General features: G+C 56.9%; 8 protein-coding genes and 5 tRNA genes. 10 read left to right on the plus strand and 3 right to left on the minus strand.

Annotation, left to right across the window (positions count from 1 at the left end; genetic code table 11):
* Nucleotides 1-58: 58 nt before the first annotated feature.
* Nucleotides 59-1,969, plus strand: a complete 1,911-nt coding sequence (gene gyrB, locus SE16_RS11705; protein ID WP_054491850.1) for a DNA topoisomerase (ATP-hydrolyzing) subunit B — start codon at nt 59-61, stop codon at nt 1,967-1,969.
* Nucleotides 1,970-2,206: 237 nt separating this feature from the next.
* Nucleotides 2,207-3,673, plus strand: a complete 1,467-nt coding sequence (locus tag SE16_RS11710; protein WP_054491849.1) for a type III PLP-dependent enzyme domain-containing protein — start codon at nt 2,207-2,209, stop codon at nt 3,671-3,673.
* Between the two features lie 44 nt (nt 3,674-3,717).
* Here the strand turns inward: SE16_RS11710 and SE16_RS11715 are convergent, their stop codons facing one another.
* Genes SE16_RS11715 through SE16_RS11725 form a run of 3 tightly spaced genes read right to left on the minus strand, consistent with a single transcriptional unit; the run spans nt 3,718 to nt 10,399 of the window.
* Nucleotides 3,718-5,526: an SH3 domain-containing protein gene (locus SE16_RS11715; protein ID WP_054491848.1), complete on the minus strand. Its 1,809-nt coding sequence runs from the start codon at nt 5,524-5,526 to the stop codon at nt 3,718-3,720.
* Between the two features lie 21 nt (nt 5,527-5,547).
* Complete coding sequence (locus tag SE16_RS11720; RefSeq protein ID WP_060687633.1) at nt 5,548-8,352, minus strand: nSTAND1 domain-containing NTPase; 2,805 nt, start codon at nt 8,350-8,352, stop codon at nt 5,548-5,550.
* A gap of 10 nt (nt 8,353-8,362) precedes the next feature.
* Nucleotides 8,363-10,399 (minus strand): CHAT domain-containing protein, encoded by a 2,037-nt coding sequence (locus tag SE16_RS11725; protein ID WP_054494312.1) that lies wholly within the window; start codon nt 10,397-10,399, stop codon nt 8,363-8,365.
* A 193-nt stretch (nt 10,400-10,592) separates the two neighbouring features.
* Here SE16_RS11725 and SE16_RS11730 point away from each other — a divergent pair, with 193 nt between their 5' ends.
* The 8 genes from SE16_RS11730 to SE16_RS11765 all read left to right on the plus strand — a co-directional run bounded on the left by SE16_RS11730 (nt 10,593) and on the right by SE16_RS11765 (nt 13,890).
* Nucleotides 10,593-11,390 carry a gamma-glutamyl-gamma-aminobutyrate hydrolase family protein gene (locus SE16_RS11730; protein WP_054494314.1) on the plus strand — a complete coding sequence of 266 codons (798 nt, stop codon included), beginning with the start codon at nt 10,593-10,595 and terminating at the stop codon, nt 11,388-11,390.
* Between the two features lie 21 nt (nt 11,391-11,411).
* Nucleotides 11,412-12,230: a glutamate racemase gene (murI, locus tag SE16_RS11735; RefSeq protein ID WP_054494316.1), complete on the plus strand. Its 819-nt coding sequence runs from the start codon at nt 11,412-11,414 to the stop codon at nt 12,228-12,230.
* A 127-nt stretch (nt 12,231-12,357) separates the two neighbouring features.
* Nucleotides 12,358-12,440: transfer RNA gene (locus SE16_RS11740), tRNA-Tyr, on the plus strand.
* Between the two features lie 14 nt (nt 12,441-12,454).
* Nucleotides 12,455-12,527: transfer RNA gene (locus tag SE16_RS11745), tRNA-Lys, on the plus strand.
* A 19-nt stretch (nt 12,528-12,546) separates the two neighbouring features.
* A tRNA-Arg gene (locus tag SE16_RS11750) sits at nt 12,547-12,619 on the plus strand.
* Nucleotides 12,620-12,628: 9 nt separating this feature from the next.
* Nucleotides 12,629-12,711 (plus strand) — tRNA-Leu (locus SE16_RS11755).
* A 12-nt stretch (nt 12,712-12,723) separates the two neighbouring features.
* Nucleotides 12,724-12,800: transfer RNA gene (locus SE16_RS11760), tRNA-Val, on the plus strand.
* Nucleotides 12,801-12,996: 196 nt separating this feature from the next.
* A complete protein-coding gene (locus SE16_RS11765; RefSeq protein WP_054494318.1) occupies nt 12,997-13,890 on the plus strand; it encodes a pentapeptide repeat-containing protein in 894 nt (297 codons plus the stop codon).
* The last annotated feature ends 29 nt before the right edge of the window (nt 13,891-13,919 follow it).

Consider the following 13,919-nt stretch of genomic DNA (forward strand, 5'->3'; position numbering starts at 1 on the left):
ACCGTTGGGCGCTTTGTGTGTACACACCGATAAAGAGCAAACAAACGAGGTGTCAGACGTGACAAACAAAACACAAGGCTACGACGCATCAAAAATTGCCGTTCTCAAAGGGCTGGAAGCCGTCCGCCGACGCCCAGGCATGTATATCGGGAACACAGGCCAATTGGGGTTGCACCACTGCGTCTTTGAAGTGGTGGACAACTCGGTGGACGAAGCCCTGGCGGGTTTTTGCGATACCATCATCGTGCATATTGACAAAGAGAGCATCGTCACCGTGACCGACAACGGGCGCGGTATTCCTGTGGACATTCACCCCACCGAAGGACGCCCTGCGCTGGAAGTGGTGATGACGACGCTCCACGCGGGGGGGAAATTTGGCACAGGGGGCTACAAGGTCTCCGGTGGGTTGCACGGTATCGGTGTTTCGGCGGTCAACGCAGTCAGCGCCTGGCTGGAAGCCATCGTCAAACGCGACGGCAAAATCTACCGCCAACGCTACGAACGCGGCGTCCCGGTGACGCCGGTCGAAGTAATTGGGGAATGCGACCCCGACGACACCGGCACCACTGTGCGCTGGCTGCGCGACCCCGACATTTTCGACGCCAACGCCGATTACAAATTCTCGGTTCTGGCGCAACGCCTGCGCGAAATGGCGTTCCTGACGCCGGGCTTGAAAATCACCATCATTGACGAACGCGAAGACCAGGAAGCCACCTTCTACTTTGAAGGCGGCATTGTCTCATTCGTGCGCTACATGAACCGCGACCGTACCGTCCTGCATGAACCGATTTACGCCAACAAAGAAGTGGACGATATGGTCGTGGAAGTCGCCATGCAATACACCGACAGTTATACCGAATCGGTTTTCTCGTTCGCCAACAACATCAACACGGTGGAAGGCGGCACCCACCTGACGGGTTTCCGCTCGGCGCTGACGCGCACCATCAACGACTACGCCCGCAAGCAAGGCATTCTCAAAGAAAAAGATTCCAACTTCTCGGGCGAAGACGTGCGCGAAGGCTTGACGGCTATCATCAGCGTCAAACTGCGCGACCCACAGTTTGAAGCGCAAACCAAAATCAAGTTGAACAACCCCGAAGTCAAGGGCGCGGTCGAAAGCGTCACCAACGAAATGCTTTCGCAATGGTTGGAAGAACATCCGCGCGAAGCCAAAGCCATCTTGAACAAAATTCTCACCTCGGCGCGGGCGCGCGAAGCCGCCCGCAAAGCGCGCGAAATGGTGGTGCGCAAGAGCGCCCTTGAAAGCATGACGCTGCCCGGCAAACTCGCCGACTGCTCCGAGCGCGACCCCAGCCAGACGGAACTCTACATCGTCGAGGGGGATTCGGCGGGCGGCTCTGCCAAACAAGCGCGCGATCGCCGCTACCAGGCGATTTTGCCCCTGCGCGGCAAGATTCTCAACGTGGAAAAAGCTCGCCTCAACCGCGTGCTGGACAACAAAGAAGTGCAGGCGCTTATCTCGGCGCTGGGGTGCGGGATTGGCGAAGATTTTGACATCTCGAACCTGCGCTATGGGCGCATCATCCTCATGGCGGACGCCGACGTGGACGGCGCCCACATTCGCACGCTCTTGCTCACCTTCTTCTTCCGCTACATGCCGCAGCTCATCGAAGAAGGGCATTTGTTCATCGCGCAACCACCGCTCTACCTTATTCAGGCGGGGCGCGAAAAGTTCTACGCCTATTCGGAAGAAGAAAAAGAAGCCATCTTGAAGAAGCTGGACGGGCAAAAAGTCACCATTCAGCGCTACAAGGGGTTGGGTGAAATGAACCCAGAGCAATTGTGGGAAACCACCATGAACCCCGAAAACCGCATCCTGTTGCAGGTGACTATTGAAGACGCCGTCCAGGCTGACAAGACGTTCAGCATGTTGATGGGCAGCGCCGTGCCGCCGCGCCGCCGTTTCATCCAGACACATGCGCGTGAAGTCCGCAACCTGGACATCTAAGCCCGATTGACATGCCATGTCCCCTTACCAGAAACGACTGGTAAGGGGATTTTTGTATTCATGGGGGCGTTTGTGAGCAACCCAGCATCAATTTATACTTTTAAGGTTGCGACGCTCAGGGGTGAGCATGAAAATAGATACCCAAGCGGGCGGAAATAACGTACTGCGCATAGCTCAATACGTCTCAAACACTGTTTGCCAAACGTGTATCACCATCTCAAAGAGTGAGGGAGTTCGATGAATATCATACCGACAATTGGCTGGGAATCGCCCGACCCCGTACCTGACGGCTACCGTTTCAACGAGTACCTGCATGTACGCAACGGGCATCTTTTCTATGAAGACCTGGACCTGGCGGCGCTCTTCCTGAACGACGGCACCAGCCCGCTCAGTGTCCCCCTGGCAAGCCCGCTGGAACTGGTTTATTTGCCCAAAATCCGCGACAAAATTCGCTATCTGCAAGACGTGTTTGCGCGCGCCATCATCGAACAAGAATACACGGGGCGCTTCTACTATGCCTACGCCTCGAAAGCAAACGCAGCCGAAGAAGTCATCCGCACCACGTTAGGCGCAGGCATTCATCACGAAATGTCATCCACGGTAGACGTGGACATTGTGCGCCTCATGATTCAGCGCGGCTACATCACACCCGACCAGATGATTATTGCCAACGGTTTCAAGATGGCGGGCATGCCCTATTCGCGCAATCTCATTCAGCTGAAGCGCGAATATCCCGACTACCGCATCATCCCCGTGATTGAAAACCTGGCGGAACTGCCGCCGTTGATCGAATCGGGATTGCCCTTTGAAGTGGGGCTCCGCCAGAAATCGTACGGGAAGCACCCCAACGTCGCCGCCATGGACTTCGCCAATTCGCGCTTTGGCTTGACGATTGGCGAAATTTGGGACGCCGCCGAGATGATTGCCCAATCCCCCAACCTGACCTTGCGGCTCTATCATGGCATGGTGGGCAGCCAATTGACCGACCCACAAGATTTTGTCGAACGATTGACACCCCCGCTGGAAGTTTTCGCCCAACTTCGTGAAGAATTTCCTACACTCACCATTTTTGACTTTGGGGGCGGTGTTCCCGTCGGGCTCACCCTCGATTTTGACTTCGACTACTACGAGTTTGCCATTCGGCTGCTCCAAGCCATTCAGGTGCTCTGCGCACGCTACAACATCCCCGAACCCGACATCATGGGCGAAATGGGGCGCTACACCGTGGCCGAACATGGCGCCCACCTCTTCCGCGTACTGTTGGTGAAAGACAACAACTCGCCCCTGCCCTGGTACATCATTGACGGTTCCATCATGTCTTCATTCCCCGACACGTGGGCGCTGGGTGAACATTTTATCGTCTTGCCGCTCAACCACCTGGACAAACCGTTTCGCCGCGTGCAACTGGGGGGGCTCACCTGCGACAGCGACGACGTCTATCCGCCGAAAGGCAGCGAAGCCGAACTCTGGCTCCCCGTCGAAACCGAGAACCTGTACATTGGCTTTTTTGCCGTCGGGGCATACCAGGAAATGCTGGGCGGCGTCGGCGGGAGCAAGCATTGCGTCATCCCCGAAGCCAACGAACTGATTGTAGACCGCAACCCCGATGGCTCGTATTCGTTCGAGTTGTTTGTGGGGCAAGCCCCCGAAGACGTGCTGGACAACCCGGATATCGCTAAGCCCTGTCAGCCTGTGCAAGCCTGACAGGGCTTTCTCGCCAGACTGTTCCTGCCATCTCATGCCAGACGTTACCCTTGCCACGTCTGGCATATTTTGTTGTTTTCCTCATTCTCCTCAGCAATGTTGTCATAGGGGTCAATCACAAGGCAAATCGTGCAATCAGGGTCGTAGCATCCCCCTGTCGTTGACGGCAACACGAATTCCCAAAACAGACCATTCGGGCTGGGCGGCAATTCCTTGATATTGGTGCTCAGAAACGCATCGGGGTCAGCGCGCACCTGAACTTCAACTTCATAGAGACTTGTTTCACCTGTGTTGAAAAGCCAGGCATAGACCGTTACCTGGCATTCGTATCCATTACACGTTTCGGTGAAGTCGTCTAACAAGATAGCGAGGTCGGGTAATGGTGTGGGGGTGATAGAAGGTGTGATGGTGGGTGTAATCGTGGGAGGTGGTTGGCGCGTGGGCAAGGCCTGCAACTCATATCCTTCGCAGGCAATGTATTCCGGATCGCCCAATATCCATCCTTTCGCCTGCGCCTCGGCTACAACAAAGAGCCAGCGCTCGTTGGCGAGACGCCCCAATGGTTCAAACGATGTTGACGGTGGTAAAGTTGTGATGACATCAGCGTCGAGGCGAGGCGCCGCGCGCAAACGGAGGGCTACGCGGGTCTCGCAAAACGGTTCCAATTGCTCGGCGGAACGTGGTGGCGCAGGCTCGCCATCAGGCGTAGGCGGGGTGAGGCTAAATCCAAGAAAACAGCCATGTTTGAGCGATAGGGAGGCGTAGTGATATGGGGTTGGTGAACGACTACTCAACACTTCGACCTGACCAGCATCTGATTGAACAAAGACACGGGCAATCTCTTCATAAGCCGGATCAAACACCACCAACTCTCCCGTGTGCGGTTCTGCACGATTGAGAATCGTAACATCGAGCGATTCTACGCGCGCCAAAACGGAGCGAAAATCAAAGGTGACCATGCCGTTTTGAATCACCACATCGTTGTTGCCGTCCCGATTGCAATCCTCAAGTGTGTATGTACCGCCTTCATGCAGCGTCAGTCGGACACCTTCAACAATAAATGATTCACCTGGTGGGGGAAGTGTTTCCAAAGACGTAAGGTTGCTGGTGACATCGGCAAAAGACCAGAGCACTTCACCCACCTCACGCACCGGTTGACCAGTGCGCACTTTCCGCAACCATTCTTCTACAGCCCGCATATCTGCTTGAATGCCGGGGCTGGGTTCATCCACAGGCGCAACCCAACGTGCCGTCCCAGCCGGCACAGGCTTGGTAACGCCGTCCGCCGTAATGCTCAAATCATCCTCGGCTGCCTCCAACCCAATGACCCATTCCAACGGGGCTTCTTCCTCACGCACAACGAGAAAACGTGTGCCTGTGGCTTGCACCACCGCAATTTGCCCATTCTCGAACTCGCTTTCGACAATCAGGATACGCTCTTGCAAGGCTTCATCCGGGTTGAAATCAAACAATGCCGCCCCCGCCACCAACACGAAGTTGGCAATGGCTGATTGCTCGTCGGCGGAGAGTTGTTGAATGCGCAACTCGCCATCGCGTGTAATGTCGGCAGTAATCAAGTCACCGAACCGCAAGATGGCGCGCCCCTGCTCATCTACATCGACGCCATCTCCCACCTGCACAGGTGCTGTACGCGGCGCGGGAACAGGTGTACGCGCCGCGGCACGTACCACAAAAGCGTTGTCAAGCAGAGATTCAAGGTTGGCTTGTTCAGACGTATCGGACGTATCGGATGGCGGTTCTGGGGTACGTACCGCACTCTCTTCACCGCGACATGCGCTAAGCCCCATCAGCACGAACAGGCACAGTATGACTAATCGCCAAAGTTCGTTCATGGCTCACTCCTTTCTTTTCCCTCACCTGAGAACCAACCAGACAATCCAAAGCGCTATGAGACCGGCAACGCCATACAAGCCAAGCATGATCCACTGTGCCCGTTGCGCCCATGCGCCATCACCCAGTTCACGTATCAGCACCCCCACGAAACGGGGCACCGCCCCCGCCAATGCGCCTAACATCCCCCCTACTAACATGCCCACCAGCCCCGTCGCCAACAAGGTGCCGCCACGCACACTTTGTTCCGCCATAAGCATCACGGTAAGCATTCCTACCAATCCCCCGCCGACGAGCGCGCCCCACCGCGCCCCTTGTAGCGTTTGCGCCGCAATAAAATCGCGCCGCCGCGCCCACCGACGCCGCCAAACAACGCGCCGCACCTGCCCACGCCACTTCGCCGGCAAGAACTGTTCCACTTGCGGCTGAATGTCGCGCAGGTGATACAAGGCTTCAGGTGCGTGGGGATGGTCAGTTTGCCAGGCGGAAACAAGCCGGCTGGTGGCTTCACGCAACAATGGGAGCGGGAGCATGGCGATGGCGTCCACCGCCGCCTGCCGCACCGTTTCGTCTGGGTCGTCTATCGCCAGATGAGGCAATGTGTCAACATGGGGAGACAATGCCCACTCCCCAACCGCACGCGCGGCACGTGCCCGCACAAATGGTTCGGGGTATTCAAGCAAGCGTGTGAAAATCGGCGTGAATGCCGATGATGGTGCTTCATTCATCGGGGAAGTGCCATAAGCAATAGCGCTGGCAAAACAGAGTGCCTGTTCATCAGCACTCAACCGCAATCGTGAGCGGTGGCGTTCAATGAGCGCCAAATCATCTGGAGGGAGCAAACGGCCTCGCTCGCGCCATTCACGCACAGCAGAACGCAAAATTTCGCGGGCTTTCTGGGCCGCCCAAAACGCTTCCCCCAACCAGCGGGCAATGTTGGCGGCGAGGTAGTCATGCGTCAATTCGTAATAAATCCCGCTGGGTGTCTCGTATCGGCGGACGAGCCGTTGTGCCACAAGTTGTTCCAGCAGGTGCTGTGCCGTATCTCCATCGAGGTCAGCGGAGCGGGCGATCTCATCAAGCGCCACACGTGTTTTCAAACCGCTGCTTCCCACCAGCAACCCCAAGACCATGCGAATGCGCGGTTGTTCGGGTGGCGGAAACGTAGCAATGATATCATCAAGGTAGCGCCCCAAAAGCGCTATCGTCCCACCAAGCCACTCCAGGTCTTCACTCGTCAGTGTCGTGCGCCCCTCGCCTTCTACGACATGGCGATAGAGCGCATCGGCAACAATTTGGAGATGGGGTGGCACAACCCGCCCCGTTTCGTCGGTCAGGTCGTCCAGCAAGCGTTCAAGCAAGGGGGGCTCCCATGTAACGCCGAACAATGCAGCAGGATCTTCCAAGGCGGCTCGCGCTGTTTCACGGGCGAGAGGGGGTAGGTAAAAACGCACATCCAGCAAGCCAGGGAAAGTTTCCCGCAGGGCATCAAGTCGCCCAATAAATTCTTCACGCATTACCAAAACCAGGCGTATATCGAGACTGCGGTCAGCAAGCAACGCCATAACTTCTCCGAGTTGGGTGGGCTGCTCATCGAGGGGTGTTTGCACGAAGAATTGCTCGAACTGATCAATCACCAGCACAAGCGGCCCCCCAAGTGCATGCTGCAACTGCCGAATAAGGGTTGCCGGTTCTTCACCAGAAACAGGCAGGCTGAGCGCTTGACACTCTTCACGCAAGGCAGATTGAATGCGTTCGAGCAGCGAGGTTGAAGCAACAGGCGTTGTAGAAATCAACAATGCTCGCATGGCTGCGAGACGCGGCGCTACTCCTGCTTGCAGCAGGCTGGTTTTGCCACTTCCTGAGCCCCCATACAACACCACGTGCCGCCGCGCCAGAATGCGGTGCGTCAGGCGGCGGCTTTCTTCCTGCCGCCCGGCAAAAATAGCGGCATCACTCTGAGTGAAACTTTCCAGGGCTTTGTAGGGACGTTCAGGACGTGCAGAAGTGATACGGTTTTCGAGAGGGTTAGGAGGTGGTTCAACAGTTTGTTGTTGCAAGCGCTCCACAGCTACGGCCAGACGTTCAAAGAAATCTGGCAGGTCGGTTTCAATCAACGTCACGTTGCGTCGTTTCCAGTACGCCACTTCATTTTCAGGCGGCAAACGGGGCACCAATGCAAAGGCGGGGCGTCGGAATTGCCCCATGAGGTCTTCGATTTGGTCGAACATGTCACGCACGATGGGGTGTTCCAGGTTATAGCCAACAAAGACGAGGGTTTTGGTGGCAAAATAAGCACGCACCACATCGTGCAAAGCACTCATGGAGCGCAAGAAGCGTCGCACGTCATCTTCGGTTATATAGAGGTGCTCAGGGTCTTCGATATCACCTTGCAATTTAATCAGCGCAATACGTGATTCATCAAAAAAGGGCAAATCGGCGTCGCGGCGAATACGCACATAGGCTTTGCCGAACTGCTCCAGCGCGGTTTCCAATGCACGGTCGAAGCGCGTCGTGACGACTTTGGCGAAAGGGGGTAAGGCTTCTGCCAATAACTGGTGCACAACATCGGGACGGGGCATCAGGGTTTGCAAGCCGTCACGCAAAGCAGCCAGAAGTGTTGCGCGCCCGACTTGCACCTCGACATCGCGGGCAACAAGGCTCAATGCGCGATCAGGCGGGCCAATCGCAAAGGTTTGCGCCAGGTATTCCGCGAGCTGCTGGTCCAAGGCTTGGCGACCTTGCCCATGCAACCCTGTTCCAACGACAAATACCACGTTGTCTTGAAGCAACTGGGTCGCCAACTGGTCAATCAGGATTGTGGTCATTTGAGATTCCTCACAAGCCGTGCAACAGAGCAATCGGGTCGGTATCAAGCACCGTAAGACGACGGTTGCTTGCTAACGCCTGGACAGTCGCGGGCGCCAAGGATGACCAGACGGCAAATGCAGGGCGTTGGAACCGTCTGCCGGCACTTTCATCGAAAAGTGCCAGCCAGAACGGGTCTGTGGGATCAAGCCCCACAAGGAGCACATCATGGCGTTTGAGCAGCCGCTCAACTTCACTGAACAGGTCGGGTTTGGTACGTCGGCGGATGAATGCGTTGAGGTCTTGCTCGGTGACAAGCAGGGTTTCAGGGCGATCAATTGTTCCAAACAGGTGATAGAGAGTGGGATGGGCGGGATTGGCAAATGTCAGCGTGGTATCATCCACTACCACATTGTGCGCAATATGGCGTGCCTGCACCGCCCGCTGCAATGCCAGGTCGTAGGTCAACGCCAGCACATGGTGCACGTGCCCTCGCGCCACCAGGTCAGCGATAGCCGCATACAAGGGAGCGGGTGTAGCGGGGACAGATGAAAGCGCGTTGATGAGAAACTCTGTGAAGGCAAAACGGTTCTGATTCTGCATGACATGCTGAGCAACGGTGGCTAATGAGCCATCCGCCGGCACCCCATATTGCGCCGCCAACGCCCGCGCCAAGTCAGCACGCGAGGGCATTCCCGTCAAGGAAGCCGGTGCATCACCACCAACGATGAGCACGAGTTGCCCACGCTTGGCAGCCGTTCGCAAGCGCAAGAGATGACGCGGCGCCATATCGGCATGGCCGGGTGTGACGAAAGAAAGAGCTGGCTTCTTGCTCAGAGTGATAGTGTTCTGATCGCCGGTGTTGATGATACTGCCATTGATGGAACCATGCACCTCCACCGAACGGTCACCTGGCTTGCTGGGAGAATCAGAAACCGTCGAAGCCTTACTTGAAGGCGGCGCAAACAGGCGTCCATCGCTATCACGCATGAACAGCACCGGCGTCGCCCATTCGAGCGGGTTGTTGTCCACAGCGTAGATGGCTTTGCGGGCTTCGGCCAGGGCGGTATCCACTTGCCCCGTATCCACCAGCGCGGTATAGAACTCGCGGGCAAACGTCAGCGCTGCGCCATCAGTAATGGCAAATTGCATAGCAATCACCGCGGGAACACCACGCCGCACCAATTGTTGCGCCACACCGGCAAACATATCAGCCTCGGCGGTTTGTGCGCCACGGCAAGCATTGAGCACCACCAACCGCAAAGCATCCAGTTCATCGCCCACCAACACCGTCAGGCGCTCGGCATCAAGAGGACGCGCCGCGCCCTGCTCATCTTCAAAAAGCAACACGCCTTGCGCACCGTCGAAATCCCCATGACCGATGAAATGCATCACGTGATAGGCGCCACGTCGTAATGCCGCTTGAAGAGCCGCAGGCGTGGGGGGCGTCAAGCGTTCGAGCACCAGCCGTCCTTGCGCAACCAATGGCGCAAGGGCATCGTGAATGTCGCGCCACTCGCGTTCCACATCCAGCGCGGGTGTGCCGTGCGGGGCGGCAATGATGACGAGCATCCGTACTGCGCCATCCACATGCGTGGTGTGCGCTGCTTGCGGAATGTTCAAGTAGCGCACAATGGGCGTGCGTGCCGATACTGCGATGAAGGCGTGTTGATAGGGGTCATACAGCAATTCCCACGGCAAAGCATGCAAGGCAGGCGATTCCAGGCGCAAGCGCACCCGCACGCCTTGCCCGTTTTGGCGAGCGGCATCCAGGCTTCGGCGCCACAAGGTCGCCACTTCATCGGCAAACACCAGATGAAACAAGCGTTCCCCCACCGCGCGCACGGTCTGCTCAGGTGGTACATGCCGCCCATTCGAGGAAGTAAAGGTCAGTCCACGTCGGGGGCGCATGAGTGTTTGCAGTAACGCCTCCGGAGAAAAGGTTTCGTGGGGAAGGGGAGAAGAAGCGCGCGCTTCCCCCACAGGTGAAGTAATCACCCGCGTATGCAATATTTCCTCATCAACGGTCAGTAGCAAGTCAAAATTGACAAAAGCAGGCAATGGCATGGCAATACTCCAACACGTTTTGGGAAGTGGGCTTCATTATGATTAAACGTTGAGATTGAGTGGAAATAGCACTTATTCTCCAGCACAATGCACTCCTCCCAACGTCCTATTGACACACATGGTACGAATGTTATACTTCGACACCCCACCACAAGAGCCGTCAGAGAGGTTGGGGTTTTTTTTGGAGGAACGTATGCAAGCATCACAAGCCATTATTGGCATTCCAACACAAACACAAGAAGCGACAGCCACAACGCCGCGCGCCTGGGTGATGAGCCAGCAATATGTGCACACGCTTACACGATTTGGCGGCATTCCCTGGCTCATTCCCGCATTAGCGGATGACCTGACGACACTGCGCGCCATTTACGAACAAATGGACGGGCTTTTCCTCGCAGGCGGGCTAGACATTGACCCCTCCGCCTACGGTGAAGCCCGCCATCACCTCTGCGGCGAAAGCGACCCCGCCCGTGATGAAGTTGAACTCACCCTGGCACGTTGGGCGATTGAAGACCGCAAACCCATCCTGGCGATTTGCCGCGGCTTTCAAATCATCAATGTTGCCATGGGAGGCACACTCTACCAGGATTTGAGTTTCCAATATCCCCAAGCCATCAAGCACGACTATTTTCCAACCCGCTATGCCCGTGATTTGCTTTCACACAGCATCGAAACCGTGCCGGGAACCCGTTTACACCGCCTTTTCGGTGTGCCGCGGCTCAAAGTGAACAGCATGCACCACCAGGGCATCAAAACCCTTGGGCGCGGATTAGTCCCAAGCGCCTACGCCCCCGACGGTCTTATCGAAGCCATTGAATCAGCAGACGACCACTTTTTGATTGGCGTTCAATGGCACCCCGAAGAGTTGGTCGAAACCGACCCACGTATGCGCCGCCTGTTTACACGCTTCATGCAGGCCGCCGCCGAATACCGTGCCCACAAGCGCACTGAGACGCCCCCCGAACATCCAGACATCCGCCTATCCGCCTGAACCACTTGCAAGGAGTCAACGATGACCAATCCAGGCGGACCGATCGGCATGTTTGACAGCGGGATTGGCGGCGGGACTGTCCTGCGCCACGTGCACCGCCTCTTGCCCAATGAAGATATCCTCTACCTCGCCGACCAGGCGCATGTCCCGTATGGGCCACGCCCGCGCGAAGAAATCCGCCGGCTCTCGCAAGCCGCAACCGAATGGCTTTTGGCGCATGGTGCGAAGATCATCGTCGTCGCATGCAACACCGCCAGCGCCGCGGCATTGCGCTGGCTACGCCGCGAGTATCCTCACGTTCCCTTTGTCGGTATGGTGCCCGCCGTCAAGCCAGCGGCGCGCCACAGTAAAAGCGGTGTGGTGGGGCTCATGGCAACTCCCGCCACCATGCAGGGCGAATTGCTTCAAGAAGTTGTGCAAGAATGGGCGCAAGGTGTGCAGTTAGTGCAACAAATTTGCCACGGGCTTGTTGAACACATCGAACGCGGCGAACTCGACAGCCCAGCAACCATTGCGCTGCTTCAACAATACCTCACCCCCATGCTCGAAGCCAACGCCGACCACATCGTCCTTGGGTGCACCCACTACCCCTACCTGGAAGACGTTATCCAGCGCATCGTCGGTCCCAACATCACACTTGTAGATGCCGGCGAAGCCGTTGCCCGCCAAGTCGCACGTGTGCTCGACGAACAGATGCTCCATCACCCAGACCGCACTCGTCAGGGCACGCTCACCTACGCCACAACAGGCGACCCCCACCATCTCGCCGCGCTTCTCGAACGCTTGCACCTTCCCCGCGGCAACGTGCAAGCGGCAACATACATCGTCCCCTTGGCGTAAGCCCACGCATACCTTTTCGCCTCGCCTCTCTTCAAAAATGAGTATTTGACACAATCATGGGGCTATGCTATACTCCCGCGCTGTCAACGGCAGACACAATGCACATTCAAAAACCAAGACATCACATGGGGGCGCGCCGGAGTTGGAGAGCCGGGGCGGACTGTAAATCCGTTGGCACAGCCTGAGGGGGTTCGAATCCCTCCGCCCCCATTGAACACGGTCATGGCCGCGTAGCTCAATTGGGAGAGCAGCTGACTCTTAATCAGCGGGTTGGGGGTTCGAGTCCCTCCGCGGTCATTTGCCGGAGAGTTCGCGTGTCCGCGTAGCTCAGTGGATAGAGCGCAGCCCTGCGGAGGCTGAGGTCGGAGGTTCGAATCCTCCCGCGGACGCTCTGGTGTGCCGGGGTGGCGAAATTGGCAAACGCGCACGACTCAAAATCGTGTGGACTACGTCCTTGTGGGTTCGAGTCCCACCCCCGGCATATGCGATATACGGGCGCGTAGCTCAGCTGGTTAGAGCGTCCGGCTCACATCCGGGAGGTCAGAGGTTCAAGTCCTCTCGCGCCCACCACGAAACGCCATCGGGTATTCCGATGGCGTTTTTGTTTTCCCACCGCTCTTTGTATATCCCCTTGTGGCATTTTGTGTGAAAATATGAAAGAAGTACTATTGGCAAAAGGGTTTCAAGTAGTTAGTATGACCATTAGTCCTAATGCGTTCATCCCTTTATCCTTTTATCAACAAACCGCTTTATTGGGGTCGCAATTATGGTGCAACCAAACGCAGAAAAGCCAGCAGGCGAAAAAATCATCCTTACCCGCCAGGAAGTGCTCTCGGCGGCTTCCATGGCTTACGGCGAAGGGCGCGCCCCTGATTTCAGCAACCAGCACCTGGACGGGCTCAACCTGAGCAGCAGCACACTTGAGCAAGCCAACTTCCAAGGGGCGTCGTTGCTGGGCACAGTGCTGGTGGATAGCAATCTCACCGGCGCTCATTTTGAAGGCGCTATGCTTTTCAAAGCCGATTTGTACGCGGCGACGGCGAACGAATGCGACTTCACCGAAGCCAAACTGATTGGCGCCAACTTGCGCCGCGCCCGTCTTTTCCAAGCCATTCTGCGCGACGTGGACGCCCGCGGCGCCAATCTCAGCGCAGCCAATCTCCGCCAAGCCATTCTCGATAACGCCGATTTGAGTAGCGCCGTGTTGCAAATGGCGGTTCTTTTCAAAGCCTCGTTGCAAAACACCAATTTTCAAGGCGCCAATTTGCACAACGCCAACCTTAGCACGGCTGTTGCGACAGCGGCCAATTTCCAGGAGGCAAACATGAACGAAGCCGATTTGCGCGGCGCTATTCTCGACCATGCTCTGCTCAACAACGCCAAACTGGTGCGCGCCCACCTGGTTGGCGCCAGCCTCAGCAACGCTTCTGCACAAGGGGCTGATTTCAGCCACGCCAACCTCTCAGGCGCGATTCTGCACAAAGCGCGCCTCAACAGCGCCAATTTCACCAACGCTTCGCTCCGGTGGGCGGATTTGACCGACGCGGATTTGACCAACGCGATCTTGACAGGTGCAACACTGCGCGGCGCACGCTACAACGCCAACACCAAGTGGCCCGAAGGGTTTACCCCGCCTGCAAGCGCCGTCAAGGTTGGCTAAACGCAAAACAGCCCCGCAAAAGGGGCTGT

Source organism: Ardenticatena maritima, assembly GCF_001306175.1.
GTDB lineage: Bacteria > Chloroflexota > Anaerolineae > Ardenticatenales > Ardenticatenaceae > Ardenticatena > Ardenticatena maritima.

Bases quoted from the DNA above. Each gene is read 5' to 3' on its own strand.
- SE16_RS11710 (WP_054491849.1), top strand. From the start codon at position 2,207: ATGAATATCATACCGACAATTGGCTGGGAATCGCCCGACCCCGTACCT.
- SE16_RS11715 (WP_054491848.1), bottom strand. From the start codon at position 5,526: ATGAACGAACTTTGGCGATTAGTCATACTGTGCCTGTTCGTGCTGATG.
- SE16_RS11720 (WP_060687633.1), bottom strand. From the start codon at position 8,352: ATGACCACAATCCTGATTGACCAGTTGGCGACCCAGTTGCTTCAAGAC.
- SE16_RS11725 (WP_054494312.1), bottom strand. From the start codon at position 10,399: ATGCCATTGCCTGCTTTTGTCAATTTTGACTTGCTACTGACCGTTGAT.
- SE16_RS11730 (WP_054494314.1), top strand. From the start codon at position 10,593: ATGCAAGCATCACAAGCCATTATTGGCATTCCAACACAAACACAAGAA.
- murI (WP_054494316.1), top strand. From the start codon at position 11,412: ATGACCAATCCAGGCGGACCGATCGGCATGTTTGACAGCGGGATTGGC.
- SE16_RS11765 (WP_054494318.1), top strand. From the start codon at position 12,997: ATGGTGCAACCAAACGCAGAAAAGCCAGCAGGCGAAAAAATCATCCTT.